Origin of the sequence: Plantibacter flavus (assembly GCF_051487245.1) — a bacterium.
Taxonomy (GTDB): Bacteria; Actinomycetota; Actinomycetes; order Actinomycetales; family Microbacteriaceae; genus Plantibacter; species Plantibacter flavus_B.
In genome coordinates, this window is the sequence record NZ_JAHVDH010000001.1 from 597623 (window position 1) to 617040 (window position 19418).

Annotated in this window: 19 protein-coding genes; 6 read left to right on the forward strand and 13 right to left on the reverse strand. The window is 68.9% G+C overall.

Annotation, left to right across the window (positions count from 1 at the left end; genetic code table 11):
* Positions 1 to 81: 81 nt before the first annotated feature.
* Positions 82 to 1488 (reverse strand): DNA recombination protein RmuC, encoded by a 1407-nt coding sequence (gene rmuC, locus KXS11_RS02755; protein WP_437383915.1) that lies wholly within the window; start codon positions 1486 to 1488, stop codon positions 82 to 84.
* A 49-nt stretch (positions 1489 to 1537) separates the two neighbouring features.
* Positions 1538 to 2119 (reverse strand): exonuclease domain-containing protein, encoded by a 582-nt coding sequence (locus tag KXS11_RS02760; RefSeq protein ID WP_437383916.1) that lies wholly within the window; start codon positions 2117 to 2119, stop codon positions 1538 to 1540.
* A gap of 94 nt (positions 2120 to 2213) precedes the next feature.
* On the opposite strand from KXS11_RS02760, the gene KXS11_RS02765 reads away from it, so the two are divergent.
* Both KXS11_RS02765 and ychF read left to right on the forward strand, forming a co-directional pair.
* Positions 2214 to 3152, forward strand: a complete 939-nt coding sequence (locus KXS11_RS02765) for a DMT family transporter (RefSeq protein ID WP_437383917.1) — start codon at positions 2214 to 2216, stop codon at positions 3150 to 3152.
* 6 nt (positions 3153 to 3158) lie between these two features.
* Positions 3159 to 4232 (forward strand): redox-regulated ATPase YchF, encoded by a 1074-nt coding sequence (gene ychF / locus KXS11_RS02770; protein WP_437383918.1) that lies wholly within the window; start codon positions 3159 to 3161, stop codon positions 4230 to 4232.
* Positions 4233 to 4270: 38 nt separating this feature from the next.
* On the opposite strand, the gene KXS11_RS02775 is transcribed toward ychF, so the two are convergent.
* Positions 4271 to 5314: a hypothetical protein gene (locus tag KXS11_RS02775; protein WP_437383919.1), complete on the reverse strand. Its 1044-nt coding sequence runs from the start codon at positions 5312 to 5314 to the stop codon at positions 4271 to 4273.
* A 258-nt stretch (positions 5315 to 5572) separates the two neighbouring features.
* Here KXS11_RS02775 and KXS11_RS02780 point away from each other — a divergent pair, with 258 nt between their 5' ends.
* Together KXS11_RS02780 and KXS11_RS02785 are read left to right on the forward strand one after the other, a co-directional pair.
* Entirely contained in the window at positions 5573 to 6037 is a 465-nt protein-coding gene (locus KXS11_RS02780; RefSeq protein ID WP_437383920.1) for a phage tail protein, read from the forward strand.
* Positions 6038 to 6137: 100 nt separating this feature from the next.
* Positions 6138 to 7310, forward strand: a complete 1173-nt coding sequence (locus KXS11_RS02785) for a hypothetical protein (RefSeq protein ID WP_437383921.1) — start codon at positions 6138 to 6140, stop codon at positions 7308 to 7310.
* A gap of 41 nt (positions 7311 to 7351) precedes the next feature.
* Here the strand turns inward: KXS11_RS02785 and KXS11_RS02790 are convergent, their stop codons facing one another.
* Positions 7352 to 7699, reverse strand: coding sequence for a LysR family transcriptional regulator (locus KXS11_RS02790; RefSeq protein WP_437383922.1), 348 nt, complete (start codon positions 7697 to 7699; stop codon positions 7352 to 7354).
* 52 nt (positions 7700 to 7751) lie between these two features.
* Complete coding sequence (locus KXS11_RS02795; RefSeq protein ID WP_437383923.1) at positions 7752 to 8978, reverse strand: ice-binding family protein; 1227 nt, start codon at positions 8976 to 8978, stop codon at positions 7752 to 7754.
* 173 nt (positions 8979 to 9151) lie between these two features.
* On the opposite strand from KXS11_RS02795, the gene KXS11_RS02800 reads away from it, so the two are divergent.
* Positions 9152 to 10810 carry an ABC-F family ATP-binding cassette domain-containing protein gene (locus KXS11_RS02800; protein WP_437383924.1) on the forward strand — a complete coding sequence of 553 codons (1659 nt, stop codon included), beginning with the start codon at positions 9152 to 9154 and terminating at the stop codon, positions 10808 to 10810.
* Between the two features lie 20 nt (positions 10811 to 10830).
* Here the strand turns inward: KXS11_RS02800 and KXS11_RS02805 are convergent, their stop codons facing one another.
* On the reverse strand, positions 10831 to 11400 hold the full coding sequence (locus KXS11_RS02805) for a carboxymuconolactone decarboxylase family protein (RefSeq protein WP_437383925.1): 570 nt from the start codon (positions 11398 to 11400) through the stop codon (positions 10831 to 10833).
* Positions 11401 to 11548: 148 nt separating this feature from the next.
* Positions 11549 to 11764 carry a hypothetical protein gene (locus KXS11_RS02810; protein WP_437383926.1) on the reverse strand — a complete coding sequence of 72 codons (216 nt, stop codon included), beginning with the start codon at positions 11762 to 11764 and terminating at the stop codon, positions 11549 to 11551.
* A 169-nt stretch (positions 11765 to 11933) separates the two neighbouring features.
* Here KXS11_RS02810 and KXS11_RS02815 point away from each other — a divergent pair, with 169 nt between their 5' ends.
* Positions 11934 to 13274, forward strand: coding sequence for an anaerobic C4-dicarboxylate transporter (locus KXS11_RS02815; RefSeq protein ID WP_437383927.1), 1341 nt, complete (start codon positions 11934 to 11936; stop codon positions 13272 to 13274).
* A 31-nt stretch (positions 13275 to 13305) separates the two neighbouring features.
* Here KXS11_RS02815 and KXS11_RS02820 read toward each other — a convergent pair whose 3' ends face one another.
* The 6 genes from KXS11_RS02820 to nadB form a co-directional block, all read right to left on the reverse strand.
* Entirely contained in the window at positions 13306 to 14421 is a 1116-nt protein-coding gene (locus KXS11_RS02820; protein ID WP_437383928.1) for an N-formylglutamate amidohydrolase, read from the reverse strand.
* 49 nt (positions 14422 to 14470) lie between these two features.
* Positions 14471 to 14680: a hypothetical protein gene (locus KXS11_RS02825; protein ID WP_347870517.1), complete on the reverse strand. Its 210-nt coding sequence runs from the start codon at positions 14678 to 14680 to the stop codon at positions 14471 to 14473.
* 63 nt (positions 14681 to 14743) lie between these two features.
* The gene (locus KXS11_RS02830) at positions 14744 to 15736 is read right to left on the reverse strand and encodes a glycosyltransferase family 2 protein (RefSeq protein WP_437383929.1); all 993 of its coding nucleotides are present in this window, start codon (positions 15734 to 15736) and stop codon (positions 14744 to 14746) included.
* A 64-nt stretch (positions 15737 to 15800) separates the two neighbouring features.
* Positions 15801 to 16943, reverse strand: coding sequence for a cysteine desulfurase family protein (locus KXS11_RS02835; protein WP_437383930.1), 1143 nt, complete (start codon positions 16941 to 16943; stop codon positions 15801 to 15803).
* A 1-nt stretch (position 16944) separates the two neighbouring features.
* A complete protein-coding gene (nadC, locus tag KXS11_RS02840; protein ID WP_437383931.1) occupies positions 16945 to 17796 on the reverse strand; it encodes a carboxylating nicotinate-nucleotide diphosphorylase in 852 nt (283 codons plus the stop codon).
* Positions 17790 to 19418 (reverse strand): L-aspartate oxidase, encoded by a 1629-nt coding sequence (gene nadB / locus KXS11_RS02845; RefSeq protein WP_437383932.1) that lies wholly within the window; start codon positions 19416 to 19418, stop codon positions 17790 to 17792. Before nadB ends, nadC begins: the two co-directional genes overlap by 7 nt.

Here is a 19418-nt window from a genome sequence, read left to right on the forward strand (position 1 = left end):
CCAGCTGCACGATGAAGCGCCCGGTTCCCCCGTTCGATCGGTGGGGCCGGGCGCTTCATCATGTCGAGGAGTCGACTGCGCTCAGTCGTGCAGGCGGTGTGCCAAGCGCGCTTCGAGCTCGCTCGGCTCGGACGGCGGTGCCTCCGGTGCGGGTTGTGCCTCGGGTGCGGGCTGTGCCTCGGGTGCGGTGAGGCGTTTGGGGGAGGAGTCGCTCTGGGCCAGCGTCCCGATGGTGGTGGCCTCATCGAGGGCGTCGAGCTTCCGCGCGGTGACGAGCACCCGGCTCTCGAAGGAGGACGCGAACTGGTTGTAGTTCGTCACGGTGCTCTCGATCGAGCGACGCAGTCGGTCTGCGTGGTCGGACAGCGTGGAGAGACGCTGGTAGAGCTCCTTGCCGAGGTCGAACAGCTGCTTCGCTTCGTCGGTGAGGACGTCCTGCTGCCAGGTGAACGCCACCGTCTTGAGCACGGCCCACAGGTTGACCGGCGAGGCGAGGGCCACCCGCTTGCCGAAGGCGTAGTCGAGGAGACTCGGATCGGCTTCGAGCGCCGCGGCCAGCAGGGACTCGCTCGGGATGAAGCAAATGACGAACTCGGGGCTGGACTCGAGGCCGCGCCAGTACGCCTTCGCGGCGAGCGCGTCGACGTGGGAGCGGACGGCCTTGACGTGCTGACCCAGCAGGGAGGCCCGACGTGCGGCCTCCTCACCCGTCGCGGTGACGGGGATCGTGCTGGCTTCGAGGTACTGCGCGAACGGCACCTTGGCATCGACGGCGATCGACTTCCCGCCGGGGAGCCGCACGATCATGTCGGGGCGGCCGACGCCGGCGTCGGAGGTGATGCTCGACTGCACGTCGAAATCCACGCGCTGCGTGAGGCCGGCGGCCTCGACGACGTTGCGGAGTTGCGTCTCACCCCAGACACCACGCGTGGCGTTGTTGCGGAGCGCCGAGGCGAGCGACTCGGTCGTCGAGCGGAGACGTTCCTCCGATTCGGAGGCGGTCTTCAACTGTTGGGCCAGCTCGCCGTGCTGTCGACTGCGCTGCTGCTCCAGCTCGGTGACCTTCGCCTGCATGTGTTCGAGACTGTGCTGGACCGGGGCGAGCGCCTGCAGGACGAGGCTCTCCTCCTGCTCCTGACGCGTGCGGGCGTTGGCGTCGGCGCGGTGACGTTCGACGAGTTCGCGATACTGCTCGCGCTGCGCCGCGAGCTCTCGCCCGAGCCCGTCGGCGGTGGCGTCGAGCGCCGCGAGTTCTGCACGGAGGGCGGCCCGCAGTTCGGCTTCGCGCGCGGCCGCGTCGGCGAGGACCTGGGACTGCTGGCCGCGGATCTCGGCGAGCTGTGCCGCGTGACGGGCTTCGAGCAGCGCTGGGTCCACACCGCCCGCCGGATCCCCGGCTGCGGAGCGGCGCATCAGGATCACCGCGACGGCAGCGCCGAGGACGAGACCGATGAGGAGGCCGACGCCGAGGGTGAGCACACTGTCCATGCCCTCAGTGTGGCCGGGGCCACCGACATCGGCCGGAGGCCGCGCGGACTCAGGCGGCGACGCTCACACCGATGCGGCCGATCTTCACACTCGTGAGCTCGGCGAGCTCCGTGATGGAAGATGCTCCTCGGCGGCGGGCCGAGTCGATGATGATGTGGGCCGACGCCTCGGCATCACCCGTCGCCTCGTGGTGCTGGAAGTCGTCGAATCCTGCGGCGAGTGCTGCCACCGGGAGTCGGTAGGACTCCAGCTGGTACGTCTTGCGCGCGATGTTCAGGCTGCAGAGGTAGGTGATGTCGGGGCAGTCCAGCCCCGTCGCCGCGCACGCACCGCGGATGACACCCATGTCGAAGCCGGCGTTGTGGGCGACGAGGGCGTCGCCCTGCGTGAAGTCGAGGAGGTCGCCGAGCTGGTCGTCCCACCCGGCCGCCCCGATCACGTCACTCGCGACGATGCCGTGGATGCGGGTGTTCCACTCGAGGAAGGCGTCGTGTCCGGCCGGCGGACGGATGAGCCAGCCGGCGCGTTCGACGACCACGCCGTCGCGGACGCGGACGAGCCCGACGCTGCACGCGGAGGCGGAGGACGAGTTCGCGGTCTCGAAGTCGATGGCGGTGAAATCCAGGGGCACGTGATCACCCTCGCACCATCGTCCGACACCGGCGGGCTGGCACGCCGTCCCGGCCATGATCCGCGCGGGATGGACACCCGACTACGGTTGTCGGATGGTCAAGCGTCGGTTCTTCGTGTTCCTGGTGCTCGCGAACCTCTTCTGGGCCGGCAACTTCGTGTTCGGTCGCCTCGTCGTCGGTCAGATCTCGCCGCTCGACCTCACCTTCCTCCGCTGGGTGTTCGCTGCGCCGATCATCGTGCTCCTCGCCATCGTCGTCGAGCGCCCCGACTGGCGGGCGGCGTTGCGGGAGTGGCCGAAGCACCTCGTCCTCGGCCTTCTCGGACTCGTCGCGTTCTGCCTGTTCAGCTATGAGGCGCTCCGCCACACCTCGTCCCTCGACGCATCGCTCGTCGGGGCGACGAACCCGGCGCTCATCGCGGTCACCGCGACGGTGCTCGCCCGTCAGCGGATGCGAGGCGGTGCTGTTGCCGGGATCCTCCTGTCGTTGCTCGGCGTGCTCCTGGTGCTCACACGCGGTGATCTCGGGCGGCTGCTGCACCTCGACCTGAACGTGGGTGCGCTGTTCATGCTCGGTGCGGTCGCCGTGTGGACGGCGTACACGATCCTCGGGCGCACGCTCCGGACGCCACCTATCACGTCGAGCGCCGTCCAGGCCGTCATGACGTCCGTCCTGCTGCTACCGGTCGCCTTGTGGGCGGGGCTCGACGTCCCGGTCGACGCCGGCGCCTGGGCGGGGCTCGGGTACATCGTGGTCTTCCCGTCCGTCCTGTCGCTCGTCCTCTGGAACCTCTCGGTGAAACAGGTCGGCGCAAGTCGGTCGGGCATCTTCCTCAACCTGATGCCGGTGTTCGTCGCGCTCATCGGCCTCCTCCTCGGGACACCGGTCACGCTCGTGCAGATCGCCGGGGGAGTCCTCGTCATCGCCGGCGTCTGGCTCACGAACCGGCCGGCCAGGGGAGCTGTTCGGCTGGATCCGGAGGCGGGCGGACCGCGCGTGCGACCCACGGACCCTCGCGGCCAAGTACGATAGACCCTCGTGGCTCTTACTCTCGGCATCGTCGGCCTGCCCAACGTCGGCAAGTCCACCCTGTTCAACGCGCTCACGCGCAACAACGTGCTCGCAGCGAACTATCCGTTCGCGACGATCGAGCCGAACGTCGGCGTGGTCGAACTGCCCGACGCGCGTCTCGGCAAGCTCGCCGAGATCTTCGGAAGCGAGCGGATCCTCCCGGCCGCGGTGTCCTTCGTCGACATCGCCGGCATCGTGAAGGGTGCGAGCGAGGGCGAGGGCCTCGGCAACAAGTTCCTCGCGAACATCCGCGAGGCCGACGCCATCGCGCAGGTCGTGCGTGGCTTCGCCGACCCCGACGTCGTGCACGTCGATGGTTCCGTGAACCCTGCGTCCGACATGGAGACCATCAACACCGAGCTGATCCTCGCCGACCTCGAGACGCTCGAGAAGGCGATCACCCGGTACGAGAAGGAGGTCAAGGGCAAGAAGCTCGACCCCTCCGTGCTCGCCGCCGCGGTGGAGGCACAGGAGGCGTTGAACGCCGGTACGCCGCTGTCGGCGACGAAGATCGACCTCACGCCCATCAAGGAGCTCGGTCTCCTCACGGCGAAGCCCTTCATCTACGTCTTCAACGTCGACGAGGGCGTGCTGCAGGACCAGGGCAAGCTCGACGAACTCGCTGCCCTCGTCGCTCCGGCGAAGGCCGTGTTCCTCGACGCGAAGCTCGAGTCGGAGCTCGTCGACCTCGACGAGGACGACGCCCGCGAGATGCTCGAGTCGACCGGCCAGACCGAGTCCGGGCTGGACCAGCTCGCACGCATCGGTTTCGCGACGCTCGGTCTGCAGACGTACCTCACCGCCGGTCCCAAGGAGTCCCGCGCGTGGACGATTCCGCAGGGTGCGAAGGCGCCTCAGGCTGCTGGGGTCATCCACACCGACTTCGAGAAGGGCTTCATCAAGGCCGAGGTCATCTCCTTCGACGACCTCGTCGAGACGGGCTCGGTCGCCGAGGCGCGCGCCAAGGGCAAGGCCCGCATGGAGGGCAAGGACTACGTCATGCAGGACGGCGACGTCGTGGAGTTCCGCTTCAACGTCTAGCCGACCGTCGTCCCTCCGGCCCACGTGGACGTTGCGCCTCACCGAGCGCCAAGTGCCACTTCTGCGTCGTACCAGCTTCTGAAGATCTCGACCGTGTTGTCGGCCAGTTCAGGAAGCTGGTCCAACGAGACATCGTTCGTCTTGGGTCCCACCGCCCACGTGGTGTACCCCTTCGCCAGGTATCGGAGCCTTCCGAGGTGCTTCGTCGCCAGCGGCAACTTGTGGATTCCGAGGTGCTTTCGGCCATTGCCCGGCGCTCCACGGTTCACCCCCAACCGCCCCTCCTGCCCGTCCAGCACCGTCGCGTGGAGGAGTCGCAAGTGCTCGACCCAGCGCGGCACTTCGGAGACTTTCGTGGGGTCGGGAAAGTCGTGCGGGTCCGTGTTGTCAACTGAGATACCGATGTAGCTGTTGAAGCGCACATCCTCGAGACGTGGTGGCATCCTTCGCCCAGTGACTTCGAGCTGCCCCCGGAGCTGCTTCCCATCGGGAAGGGTCGGCGAACGAAACGTGAGGGATGGCATGCCGCTGTCTCCTCGGTCGATACTCGTCACCCAGCCGGGAAGCTGGTGCGGAAGGTCCAGCATCTTCCTCTGCGCGCGTAGGCGCGCTTCGACAGTGGTCTTGAGGAGTCGTCCCTCGCCTTCGATGTCGCCCAGCGTGAGCCGTGATGCGTCAAAACTCGCCAGCGTGTCCTTCCAATCGATCACGCTGACGCCTGGATAGTCCGGGAGCCACTCGGGGGCCCACTCTTTGCACGGGAGGAGAATGAACAGTGTTGCAGCGTCGCCGAGCGCGAGCAGCTGATCATCGACCTGTTCGGCGGTGAGTTCGTGATCGAGTTTCGCCTCGATGCCGACCGTGTGTCCTTCGAACTCCAGCTGGACGTCAACCCGCACAGACGCCTGGGAGGCGCCGACAAGCGTGTGCTTGACCTCGCACTGCACGTCGTGGAGTCGTCCGAAGTCCCTTCCGCCCTCGCGTTCCAGCAGGGAGACGAATCTCCGATGATCATGACGGATCTCCGCTGCGAGCGCTCGGGTCGCCATGGCCTCTGTGCGGTAGATCGTCTGCATCGACATGGCTCCAAGGATGCCAGAGTGTCGAAGCCCCACCCTGGCGCGATCGAAGGCCCGGCACCATCGGCGGCGACGCGGTCGGCGTCGACCCAGAGTTCGACCGACGGTGTGCTCAGCTCCGTCTTCGCCACAGCGAACGCTGAACGCGCCGCCTACGATCGTTGGCCGGCACTCGATCGAGGGGAGCGACGGGTAGCATCGCACCAGGACAGCAGCGGGCCGCCGGGTCGGCACCGCCGTACCGCATCCCGAGGAGGAACCATGTCGTACGTCGTCGATTTCGTGAACGTGTCGGAGACCGGGCTGGAGTCGTCGCCGGTGGCGCCCGCGCTCGCCGGACTGCGAGCGAACGAGGCTCGCTACTTCAAGAACAAGTACGACCATGTGTTCACCACGAACCCCGCTGCTGAGGTGCAGGAACTCATCGACCGCGTGAGCGGCATCCTCGCGAGCGAGCGCGACCTCGTCATCGAGTCGAAGCCACTCGAAGCGACGGACTTCGTCGTCGACGGCGTCAGGTGGACGTACGTCTTCTACGAGTCAGGGCTCTCGATCAACGTGCTGTACGCGCTCGACGAGGGTGGCAAGCGCGCGGTCGGGTTCAAGCTCTCGGACGGCATGGAGGTGCCCACCGAGCTGGCATCGACGTTCAAGTTCGCCCGCCAGAAGTCGAAGCTCGCCGGGACGATCCGTGGCTCCTACTTCGTCATCAGAGGCGAGCACTGACGCAGTGCGCCGAGGAGATCGTTCAGCGGGCTGACTATCTCCTGAACTGCGGGTAGCATCGAGGCAGCGCCGCCCGAACGGCGCTGTGGGGGAGGCGTCGGTGAGCATCGATCTCGTCACCATGCTCGTCGTCTCGGTCGTGGTCTGCGCCGGCTGCGGCGTGTTCTATGCGCTCGACAGCGCCCGGACCCTGGCTGGGCGCCACATGGCGGCATGGCTGTCCGGCTTCGCGTCGACGCTCCTGTCGTCCGTCTGCTACCTCGCCGCCAGCTACACGGACAACACCGTGTGGATCGTCGCGATCGCGAACGCGGGTATGGTCGCCGCCCTCGCCGCGGTGTGGGTCGGCTGTCGGTTGTTCAACGGGCGTGCGGGGCTCGTGGCCGTCGGGACCTTCCTCGTCGGCGTGACGGCGATCGCCGCCGTCGTCGACCCGACCGACGACGCCGAATGGGCGGGCTCCATCGCGAAGTTCGTGTGCCTGATCCTGCTGTCGGTGCTCATCGTCCGAGAATCGCTCCGGGACCGGCTCCGGACGGCACCGCCGTCGAAGGTGCTCGTCGTCGTGCTGTCAGTCCACACGGTGTTCACCCTGGCACGACTGGTCGTCTTCGCAACCATCGGTCACCACTCGGAGATCTTCGAGCGCGTCTTCAGCTCGGCCATCGTGACGAACATGAACCTCCTCTTCATCGTCGCCGTCGCCGTCGGGCTCGTCCTGTTGCGATCGTGGGAGCGCAAGCAACGGCTCGCCCCCGAGCGCGTCGAGATCCGAGCCGTCGGCCGCCGTGAATTCGACCAGGCCGCCACGCGAAGCCGTGAGCTCCTGCCCGATGACCGTCGCTTCGCGATCATGGAGGTCGGGATCGACGGGTTCTCAGATCTTCGCCGCGCGTATGGTCTGGCGAGCGCCGGCGAACTCGAAGCGCTCCTGACCGAGATCGTCTACGGCGTCCTCCCGCCGGAGTCCGTCTGCATGCGGGTTCGGAACGGGATCGTCGTCGTGGCGACCTCGACGGTCGCCGGGCGCGACGATGCCGCTGAGCTCAGCGCCCTCGCCGTCCCGATCGCCAGCGCCTACCGGGCCGCCGTGAGTGGTCAGATCGACGGCTTCGCGGGGACCACCCGTCTCGGCATCGCCGTCGACGGAGGGGCACCGATCGCGATCGGAACGCTCACGCGGGCTGCGAGTGCGGCGCGAGATCAGGCTGAGCTGCGCGGTGAAGGGGCGCGTGTCGTCCACCCGGCGAACGGCTCCGACATCACCGTCTGACGATCGTCGACCGTTGCGCATCGGAGCACAACGGCTTCGGGTCAGCGCCCCTGGCGCTTCTTGTACGGAAGCGGCTCGCCCTTGACCTTCGGTGCGCGGCCCTTGCCCTTGTTGGCCTTCGCCTTGCCGCCCGGTTTCGGCGCCGACTTCGCCGCGGCCGCTGCGGAGGCGTCGAGCTGACGACGGGCATCGGTGAGGAAGGCGTAGCCGGCATCGGTGAGCTGCGTCGATTCGACGTCTCGTGCGAACAGTTCGGCCCCGAGGAACTCCTCGAGCTTCCGGACGTCGGCGACCACGGTGCTGCGAGGCAGGTCGAGCGCCTTGGCGGCCTTGGCGAAGTGGAGGGTCTCCGCGGAGGCGACGAAGGAGCGCAGCAGCTTGTGGTCCATGTCCCTCAGCCTACGCGGAGGCTGAGGGACCGCAGACCAGTGGCGGGCCGATTCATCCGGTCGCGCCCGGCATGTCCCGTCGAGAGACGATGCGCGCGCTGGCCACCAGGGCGAAGCCGAGGAGGAGGAGCGCTGCGCCGAGCAACCCGAGTGCGAGACCATCGACGCCTGTGGCGGGAAGGCTGGTGGCATCGGAACCTGACCCGGCAGGGAGGGCTGACACCGGCGCCACGGCGGCCAGGACGGTGATCGTCGACGTGACCGAGTCGTCCGGCGCGGTGCCGTTCGAGGCGGTGATCGTGACGGTGAACGTTCCCGGCGTCGTCGGCGTGCCGGTCACGGCGCCGGTCGTCCCGTCGAGGACGAGCCCCGGGGGGAGGGCGCCGGAGGTGACGGTGTATCCGACGACCGGGCTACCCGTCGACGTGACGGTGCCGCTGTACGGTGTGCCGACGGTGCCGTTCGTGAGGGGAGGAGACGTGATCGTCGGGCTGGAGGTGACGACCGATCCGCTTCCGTCGTCGCAGCCCACGGGCTGGGTGACGACCGTGGAGTCGAGTGTGACGGCGCCCGTCGACGCGAGGAGGCGGCCTTCGACCGTGGTGCCCGTCACCGTCGTGATCGACTCGTCGGCGAGAATCGTCCCGGCGAAGTCGGTCGATTCGCCGAGGGTGGCTGAGCTGCCGACGCGCCAGAACACGTTGCACGCGCTCGCGCCGTCGGTGAGGATGATCGAGGCGCCCGTGCCGGTGACGAGGGTGCTGGCCGCCTGGAACACCCAGACCGACTCGGCCGTGCCGCTGAGCGTCAGTTCACCGTTCAGGGAGAGCTCTCCGCCGGAGTAGACCCCGGGCGTCAAGGACAGGCCCGCGAGGTCCCCGAGCCCTTGCGTCGTCGGGGTGAGACTGGACGCGACACCCATCGCGGTGCCGAGATCGTCTTGAGCGAGGGCGGCGACCTCGTCCGTCACATGCAGGGTCCCACCGGACAGGCCGGGTGGGAACCCGGTCACCTCCGAGCCGGGGCTCAGCCCGACATCGCCGGTGATGACGCTCGGCCCCGTGTTCGTCACGGTGGACGCTCCGAGGACGCCGAAGTCGGCCGCGGAGCCGAGGTCGATCGGGCCGTCGATCGTGGTCGCAGCACTGGCCGGTGACACACCGAGGAGGACGCACGTCGCTGCGGCGACCGCTGTGATCAGCACCGAGCCGAGTCGTGGTCGGGAGCGGGAGGAACGTCGAGAGTTGGCGGTCGGTGGAACGAGGGTGTGGAGGCGCATCGGGGCCCCTTCCGTGTGGGAGGGGCGCGAAGCCGATGGAATCGGCGACATCAACCGCAACACTTCCAGGTGTAACACATTCGGGGGGGGGTAGGAAACGGGATCGCTGCGATCGCGTACCCGATCGTGATGTGCCGCATCCGACGTGTGCCCGCGGATGAGACGATTGCAGGATGACTGCAACACTCGTGGCCCAGGGGCTCGCTGGAGGCCACGGCCACCGCACGCTGTTCGACGGACTCGACCTCACCGTCGCGCCCGGAGACGTCATCGGGGTCGTCGGGGTGAACGGCGCAGGGAAGTCCACCCTCCTGCAGCTGCTCGGCGGCGCCCTCGAACCACAGGCCGGCACGATCACGCTCTCGCCCTCGGACGCCTTCATCGGAGCCTTGCCGCAGGAGCACGAGCGGGTCCCAGGTGAGAGCGTCTCCACCTACATCGGTCGTCGCACCGGCTGCGCCGCCGCGACGGAGGCGATGGACGCCGCAGCGGCGGCCCTGGCGATGCCCGCCACCGGACCCGAGGACCCCGCGGACGTCTACTCCACCGCCCTCGACCACTGGCTCGCGACGGGAGCGGCAGACCTCGACGACCGCATCCCGGCCGTCCTCGCCGATCTCGGGCTCGACCTTGAACCGGACTTCGCCACGAGCACGATGATGACCTCCCTTTCCGGCGGCCAGGCGGCCAGGGTCGGTCTCGCCGCGCTCCTCCTCTCACGGTTCGACATCGTCCTGCTCGACGAACCGACGAACGACCTCGACCTCGACGGCCTCGAACGCCTGGAACGGTTCGTGCAGGGCCTCCGAGGCGGCGTCGTGCTCGTCAGCCACGACCGGGAGTTCCTGGCCCGATGCGTCACCCGCGTCCTCGAACTGGACCTCGCCCAGCAGAGCAACCGGGTGTTCGGTGGCGGCTACGAGGCCTATCTGGAGGAACGGGAGGTCGCCCGCCGGCACGCACGGGAGGCCTACGACGAGTTCGCAGACAAGAAAGCCGACCTGGTCGGCCGTGCCCGGGTGCAGCGTGAGTGGTCCAGCCAGGGCGTGCGGAACGCGATGCGGAAGGCACCGGACAACGACAAGATCCGCCGCAAGGCGTCTGCGGAGTCCTCGGAGAAGCAGGCGCAGAAGGTGCGGCAGATGGAGAGCCGCATTGCGCGCCTCGACGAGGTCGAGGAGCCGCGGAAGGAGTGGCAGCTGCAGTTCACGATCGGCGCCGCGCCGCGGTCGAGCACGGTCGTCGCGACGCTGTCACAGGCCGTCGTGCGCCAGGGCGACTTCACGCTCGGCCCGCTGTCGCTCCAAGTGAACGTCGGCGACCGCATCGGCATCACGGGTCCGAACGGCGCGGGGAAATCCACGCTGTTGGCGACGCTGCTCGGTCGGCGGACTCCCGACGAAGGCAGCGCGAGCCTCGGGTCGAGTGTCCGAATCGGCGAGATCGACCAGGCTCGTTCGCTCCTCGTCGGCGAGGACGCGCTCGCCGACCGTTTCGAGCAGATCGTGCCGGAACTCTCGCCGGGGGAGGTCCGCACCCTCCTCGCGAAATTCGGGCTGAAGGCCGACCACGTGAACCGCCCAGTCGATGAGTTGTCGCCCGGGGAACGGACCCGCGCCGGTCTCGCCGTCCTCCAGGCGACCGGGATCAACCTGCTCGTCCTCGACGAACCGACGAACCACCTCGACCTCGCTGCGATCGAGCAGCTCGAGGAAGCCCTGGACAGCTACGACGGCACCCTGCTCCTCGTCACCCACGACCGCCGCATGCTCGACACCGTGCGTATCGAACGGCGTTGGACGGTCGAGGCCGGGCAGGTCACCGAACGCTGAGCGCTCGCCGTCCGCACCGGTCAGAGGTCGGCCACCAGCGCCCGACGGAGCTCGTCGCTGATGTCCGACGGCGGTTCGACCTCGACCGCGAGTGCCCCGATCGCTCGGCTGTAGTAGTTCCGTGCTGCCGCGGCGAGGGTGATGTCGAGGATCTCCTGATCGCTGAACCCGTGTTCACGCAGCGTGAGACTGTCCGCGTCGGTCATCGCTGATGCGTCTTCACTGACCCGCTCGGCGAAGCACATCATGGCCACTTCGGCGGGGGAGAGGTCTGCGTCCCGATAGTCGGCCGCGATCCTGATCAGCTGGCCTTCGTCGAACAGGTCGAGAGACTTCCTGCCATGGGCGAGGCGGCAGTGCGCCGATCTGGTGCCTCGGGCTGCCGCGAGGGTGACGAGTTCGTAGCGCCGCCGGCCGAGGGGCCGGGCCACGGCGCCGATGAGGTGCTCCCATGCGGCATACGCCTCCATGTTGAGCGCCATGACCTTGGTGTGGGCCGAGACGTACCCCTGATCGGCGATGTCGTCCGCGTACAGCTCGGCGACCGCTCCGGTGGCCTCGGCTTCCGGGACCGTGTGCAGGATCGTCATCGTCGGCCACCTCATCGTCGCGAGCGTCGCGGACTGGTCGTCCGCGGCTCCTCACATCGTCTCAGCCTCCGGGCGCGATGTCAGCAGGGAGTTCCCGAAACGACAGCGGGCCCGTCCGGTCTCCGGACGGGCCCGCTGGAGGTGCGCGTCAGTCGCGCAGCTTCTCCTTGTAGTCGTTCTTGGCCTCGGTGGAGTCGCGTTCGGCCTCGGCCTTCTTCACGTCGGCTTCGGCCTGCTTGACCTTCGCGTCGGCCTTCGCCTCGTCGACCTTGTCCTCGATGCGGTCCTTCGTGTCCTCGACGAAGTCACCGATCTTCTTACCGGTCGCCTCGGCGGCATCCTTGGCGTTGTCCAGGAATCCCATGGTCCGCTCCGTTCCCCGACCGTGTCTCGGCCGGACATCCAGACTCCCGGAAGCGGGACGGGCACGACAACCGGTTGTATTCCCAGGAGAACCTGGCCAGCCCCTCGACCAGATGAGTCTCGGGCGGCTACGCTCGGGCCAGGCCCGGGGGCGGGCCGGAGGAGGCGTCATGGAAGCCGTTCGTTTCATCCTCGAACTCCTGGTCGTGCTCGGCGCGATCGTCATGGGTACTCGCTCGAGCGGCGTCGGGCTGGGCCTGTGGGGCGGCACCGGTGTCGCCGTCCTCGTCTTCGTCTTCCAGGAGCCGGTCGGTTCCCCGCCGGTCGACGCACTGCTCATCGTGCTCTCGGTCGTGCTGGCGTCGTCGATGATGCAGGCGGCGGGAGGTATCGACTGGATGGTGTCGATCGCGGCGAAGGCGATCTCCCGCAGCCCGAGACAGATCACGCTCGTCGCACCGCTCGTGTCCTTCCTGTTCTCCGTCGGCGCCGGTACCTCGAACATCCTGTATCCGCTCCTGCCCGTCATCCAGGACGTCGCGTACAAGAACAACATCAGGCCGTCCCGTCCGCTCTCCCTCTCGGTCGTCGCAACCGGTGTGGCCCTCGCCTGCAGCCCGGTCTCGGCGGCGATGGCGGCGATGGTGACGCTCACGGACGTCGCCCCGTACAGCTTCGAACTCATCGACATCATCAAGGTGACCTTCCCCGCGGCTGTGGTCGGGATCGTGATCGCGTCCTTCGTCGTCTCCCGACTCGGCAAGGACATCGCGGACGACCCGTCGATCCAGGCCAAGATCGCCTCCGGCGAGTTGGAGGCGCCGAAGACGGACGGGCCGTTGAAGGCCGCAGACGTCACCGTGACGACAGCCGGCCGGAATGCCGCCCTCATCTTCTTCGCCGGTGTGATCACGATCGTGGTGTTCGGACTCGCGAAGGACATCCGCCCGCTCGACGGCGACGGCAATCCGCTCAGCATGACGCCGATCATCGAGATCATCATGTTCCTCGTCGGCACGCTCATCCTGATGGTGTCGCGGCCCAAGGTCGCTGAGATCCCCACGATGTCGGTGTTCAAGGCCGGCATGGTCTCCGCGATCGCCCTCTTCGGTCTCGCCTGGCTCACCGACACGTTCCTGAACGCGCACCAGGAGGCGATCGCGACCACGGTCGGCAGCTGGGTCGCCGCCCTCCCGTGGATCTTCGCCATCGGGGTGTTCCTCGTGTGCGTGCTCACGACCTCCCAGTCGACGGCCACGAGGACGGTGGTGCCGATCGGTCTGGCCGCTGGCATCCCGGTGGGGCTCCTCACCGGGATGTGGGCGGGCGCCTTCGCGGGTATCTACCTGCTCCCGACGAACGGCTCCCAGATCGCCGCTGCCAACTTCGACACCTCGGGCAGCACGAAACTCGGCACGAAGCTGGTCGATCACTCGTTCTTCGTGCCGACCGTCGTGCTCGCGGTCGTCACCATCGCCTTCGGAGCGTTGTTCGGCATCCTCTGGGGCTGACGCTCCACAACGACCGGTGCAGCCTGATCGCTCAGTCGGTCGTCGCGTCCCGGTAGCCGCTCCACGCGGCCATGCAGGCTCGTGCGATGCGGTCGACGTGATCGTGATCCGGCTCGACCCAGTCGGTGCCCGGCTGTTGGAGGATCGCGGTGTTCGCATCACCGAGCAGATACTCGCGCAGGAACTCGGCCTGGACTGCGCCGAGGGTGACCCCGAGCGAGGCGGCCTCGGCTGAGACCGCGCGGAACCGGGCACCGGCGTCGATGATCTCGAAGCTCCCGAGGTACGGCTGGTTGAGAGCGACGGAGGCCGCGTCGACGACGTCGAACGCCGTGCGATGCGTCTGCGCCAGGATGCGCATGTGCTCAGGGTCCATCGTGACGGGGCTGTCGCCGATCGGTTCGCCCTCATGGTCGCCGCGGTTCGACAACGCGACGACGGCGGGCAGGCGGTCCTCGCGCGCTCGCTGGACGTTCACGGCGCCATCGACGGTCGTCGTGGTGTTCATGGTGTCGTGGAACGAGAGCCGCGTGAACGACGACGGTGACCCGGTCGACCCTTCGGCGAAGGACTTCGCGACGAACCGGTCCGACAGCTCGTCGCGGACCCGTTCGTACACGCCGAGCCCCTGCTCAGCGACAGCGGTGAACGCGTCGGCGATGCGATCGACGTCGGCGTCCGTCCCGGGGACCGAGAGCAACGGGTAGAAGGAGAAGGTCACGGGACGCACGGCGTCGACGCCGGTGAGATCGACCCGGGTGTACGGCCCGGCTGCGCGCACCCTGGCGAACGCCTCGCGGAGCGTGGCGCGGAGATCCGCCGGGCGTTCGCGGTTGGGATCGCGCAGCATGCGCGGGTGGGGGTTCTCGACGACGACGATGCGTCGATCGATCTCCGCCCAGCGACGCACGATCGCGCTCGTCGACACGTCGGTGAAGTCGTATTGGAGGCGCCGGGTGAACTCCGGCGCGAGGAACGGGGCGAGCTCTTCAGGGATTGCCGCTCCCGCGTGCGGGGCACTCACGAGCAGGTCCGCCTCGGCGATGGCCTCGTCGAGGCTGCGCTCGCCTGGATCCGCCCAGAACGTGATGTCCGCCGGCGTGAAGACGGTACCGGCAGGGATGAGGATCGGCGAGTGATCGTCCATGCCCGCACTCTACTCCGGACGTCTCGACGGATCGAGGGTCCGGCCGAGCTCAGGGGGCCGGCGCGCTGCCGTCGGTCGGCGTGGCATGCGGAAGCCAGTTCTTGAGGAGGACCTCTTCCGGATCGACGAGGCGTTCCGTGTGCAGGTCGTACTCGGGATCCCGTTCCGCGAGGAAGCGCGTCACCGCGTCCGAATCCTCGTTGTCGTGGCGTCGACGCGCGCGATCCGCTGCGTCCTGCGACTCCTGCTCGGTGCTCATGGCACCACCGTAGCCGACCTGAGCCCTGCAGGGCCACGGTCCGGGGCGTCGTCGAGCGCGTCGTCAGGACGTCAGCAGCGCGACCGAACCGGAGGCGTCGGACGCGAGTGCACGCAACTGGGTCAGGGTCGCTTCGGGGACCAGCGCCAGCGTGGCCGGCTCCGCGAGCGCGAGCAGTTCCACGGCCACGAGGGCGACGTGCCCGCGTTGCTCGGACGAGTCGGCCGCTGCCGCGAGCAGGCGGGGGAGGTCCATCCGCAGGTTGAGCGCCAGCCGGGCCTGCACTGCTGCCGAGACGCCCGCTGTCTGCAGCGTCGTCAGGGTCCGTCGCATGGCGGTCAGGCATGCCACGAGGGTGTCGAGCTCGCGCTCGCGTTGGGTGATGGAGGTGCCCTCCGCGCGGATGCGCCAGTGGTAGACGACGTCGGGGATCAAGTCGAAGCTCGCGGCCTCGGCGTAGAAGCGCGCGGCGATCACCTGGTCCTCGTACAGTTCGCCGACGGGGAACCGGAGGCGCTGCCGCTCCCAGAACGCTCGACGGGACACCTTCGACCAGGCGACGATGTTGCCGATGGCCTCTGGATGCTCGGTGAGCGTGGTCGCGATCAGCGAACGGTTCGACGCGGTGACCCACGGCTGCACCTCACCGAGCTCGTAGGCGCCCGCCTCGTCCTCGCGGGGACGCAGCCGGACGTAGGCGCCGGCGACGAAGTCGGAGCCCGAGGAGCGGAGCGTTCCCAGGAGGCGCTCATAGGCCGTGTCCGGGAGCACGTCGTCGGCGTCGAGGAAGGCGATGTACTCGCCTCGAGCCTCGTCGAGTCCTCGGTTGCGCGCAGCGGACAGCCCGAGGTGCTCCTGCTGCAGGATCCGGAAACGGTGGTCGTGCGCCGCGTGCGCCTCCGCGATGCCGACCGTGCCGTCGGTCGACCCGTCGTCGATGAGGAGCGCCTCGAAGTCCGAGAAGTGCTGTGCAGACAGGCTTGCGAGCGCCTCATCGAGGTAGGGGGCGACGTCGTGCATCGGCACGATCACGGTGAGGGTCGGCGTACGGTCCACGTCAGATCCAAGGCGAGCCGGCGCGACGCTATTCCCGTTCAGGGACTCGACATCACCCACCGATTCAGCCGAGCCCGGCGACCGCGGCGACGGAGGCGACGACGGCGCTCGCCGCCTGATCGAGTTCTGCAGCGGTCACCGCGGCGCTGAAACTGAAGCGCACGGCGGTCTGCGCGACCTCCGGAGGCAGACCCAGCGCGAGGAGGACGGCGGACGGCTCATCGCTGCCGGCTGCGCAGGCCGATCCGCTCGACGACACGACACCCCGCCGTTCGAGTTCGAGGAGGACCGCCTCGCCGCTCGTCCCGGGGAAGACGAACGAGGCGATACCGGGAAGGCGATGTCCGGGGTCGCCGGTCAGCTGCGCGCCGGGCACGTTCTGCAGCACCCGGGCGATGAACTCGTCGCGGAGCGCCGCGACCCGGCCTGCCGCTTCGGGTTGTTCCGCCGTCGCCAGTTCGAGCGCGGTCGCGAGGCCGATCGCTGCGGCGACGTTCTCCGTACCGCTCCGTCGCCCACGTTCCTGCCCGCCACCATGGACGAGCGGCTCGAGCGGGATCGCGCCGCGCACGGCGAGGAAACCGATGCCCTTCGGAGCACCGAGCTTGTGCCCCGAGACGCTGAGGGCGTCGACGCCGAGACGATCCAGGCCGAGGGGGATCCACCCGGCCGCCTGCACCGCGTCGGTGTGCAGCGGGACACCGGCCGAGCGAGCCGCAGCGCCCAACGCGGTGAGGTCCTGCACCGTGCCGATCTCGTTGTTGGCCGCCATGATGCTCGCGAGAACGGTGTCCGGGCGGAGCGTCGAGGCGAAGTCCTCCGGTGCGATGCGTCCGGCCCGATCGACGGGCACCTCGGTCACCTCGAAGCCGTGGAGGCGTCGCAGGTAGTCGACCGATTCGGCGACGGCCTCATGCTCGATCGGTGAGGTCACGAGATGACGGCCTCGGGACATCGAGGCGAGCGCGATGCCCTTCACCGCGAGGTTGTCGGCCTCCGTCCCGCCGGAGGTGAAGACGACGTCTCCCGCGCGGACGCCGAGCACCCGTGCGATCCGTCGGCGGGCGTCCTGGAGACCGGCCGCCGCGGCCTCGCCCACCGTGTGGTGGCTCGACGGGTTGCCGAACGTGCCCGTCAGGTAGGGCCACATCGCTTCGAGCACCTCTCGGCGGACGGGTGTCGTCGCGGCGTTGTCCAGGTAGAGCACGTCAGTCGACCGAGATGTCGAGTCCGAGGTCGAGGGAACGCACGCTGTGTGTCAACGCCCCGGAGGAGATGACGTCGACACCCGTCTCGGCGATCTCACGCACCGTCGCAAGCGAGACGTTGCCGCTCGCCTCGACGACGGCTCGTCCCGCGACGAGCGCGACCCCTTCGCGCAGCTCGTCGAGGGAGAAGTTGTCGAGCATGATGGTGTCGATCCCGGCCGCCAGCACGTCCTCGATCTGGTCGATGCGGTCGACCTCGACCTCGATCGTCGTCGTGTGCGGCAGCTCGTCGCGTGCGCGCAGCAGCGCCTCGGTGGCGGTGAGCCCGCGTTCGACGAGCACGGCGAGGTGATTGTCCTTGACCATGACGGCGTCCGACAAGGAGTTGCGGTGGTTGCGCCCTCCGCCCGAGCGCACGGCGTGTCGTTCGAAGGCTCGGAGCCCTGGCGTCGTCTTCCGGGTGTCGACGATGCGCGCGCGGGTGTCTGCGACGGCAGCGACGTAGGCGGCGGTCGTGGTGGCGATGCCGCTCATCCGCTGCACGAAGTTGAGGGCCACGCGTTCGGCGGTGAGGACGGAGCGAGCAGGCCCGTTCACCATCGCGATCGTGTCACCGGCGGCGAAGGTGTCGCCATCGGAGAGGAGGAACGCGACCGTCACGGCAGGGTCGGTGAGGCGGAAGGCGGCCTCGAAGACGGCACTGCCGCTGAGCACGCCTGGCTCGCGGGCGTTGAGCGTCGCTGAGGCGGTCGCATCGGACGGGATGAGCGTCCCGGCCGTCAGGTCGCCCCAGGGGGCGTCCTCCGCGAGCGCGGCGGTCACAGTGGTGTCGATCAGGTGCGGGGTCAGCATGGGGCGAGCACGGTTCCGTTCACGAGCGGGTGGTCTTCGGGGAGAGTGGGGTGCGGGACCGGGGCGGAGGAGACGGCGACGGGCTGCGCCTGGGCCGCGTCGATCAGCGGGAAGTCGTCGCGGGCGTGCGCGCCACGCGATTCCGTGCGGTGCAGGGCCGCCGCGACGACGGACCGGGCCAGCAACAGGAGGTTGGCGTCCTCGGCGGCGCGGGTCGACTCGGCGGCCGAGGCGGAGGACGCGGTCGATCGAGCCCAGCCGTCGAGGGTCTGCTTCGCGGCGCGGAGGCCGGACGCATCGCGTACGAGGCCCGCGTGGGCCCACATCACCGTGTGCAACGCCTCGCGACTGAACGGCGTGATCGTGGACGGTGCGCTGTCGCTCTGGCCGCCCGACGGGGCGAGGTCGATGCGCTCGGTATGCGGTGGCAGCACCGGGCGGTGATCCTGCGCCCCGCCTCGCTCGGCGTCGATCGCTGCAACTGCCCGCGCGGCGAACACCGCGCCTTCGAGCAGTGAGTTCGAGGCGAGGCGGTTCGCCCCGTGGACGCCCGTCCGGGCGACCTCGCCGACGGCGAACAGGCCCGGAACGCTCGTCCGGCCGTCGAGGTCGGTCGCGATCCCGCCCATCCAGTAGTGCGCAGCGGGAGCCACCTCGACCGGGGTCGTCGACCAGTCGACGCCGGAGGCGCGGATCTGCTCGTCGATCCCCGGGAATCGGGCCGCGAGACGCTCCGCACCGAGACTCGTGGCGTCGAGCGTCACCGGTCGGCCTCCCTGCGCGGCCATGGCTTCGGCGATCCCGCGGGCGACGACGTCGCGTGGTGCGAGTTCGGCGTCGGGGTGCAGGCCGACCATGAACCGGCGTCCGGCTGCGTCCCGGAGGACGGCGCCTTCGCCCCGCACCGCCTCGGACACGAGGAAGCTTCCGGGCAGTGTGAGTGCGGTCGGATGGAACTGCACGAACTCGACGTCGGCGAGGACGGCTCCTGCTCGAAGCGCAGCCGCGGCGCCGTCTCCCGTCGCGACGGAGGGGTTCGTCGTGTACGGGTAGAGCTGGCCGAGTCCTCCGGTCGCGAGGATGACGTGATCCGCCTCGATGGTGAACACGCCGCGTTCGGTCGACTGCAGGAGCGCACCGTGCACCGCACCGTGATCGACGAGGAGGTCTCGGAGGAAGGTGTGTTCGAGCACCGGCACGGCGCGCGCCGCGAGCGTGGTGACGAGGGCCGTCTCGATGGCGGCACCGGTCGCATCCCCGCCGGCATGGAGGACGCGCGGATAGGAGTGCGCCGCCTCGAGGCCCTTCGCGAAGTCCGCGCCGTCGCGGTCGAACGAGACGCCGAAGTCGATCAGCTCCCGGATGCGCGCCGGGCCCTCGGTGCACAGGACGCGGACGGCATCCTCGTCGCACAGTCCTGCGCCGGCGAGGAGCGTGTCGCGGATGTGGTCCTCGACCCGGTCGTCGTCGAACATGACGCCCGCGATGCCGCCCTGTGCGTAGCGCGTGTTGCTCTGACCGAGGACGTCTTTGGTGACGACCACGACGTCGTGCCGCTCGCTGGCGTGGATCGCGGCGACGAGGCCGGCGATCCCGCTGCCGATGACGAGGACGGTCGCCAT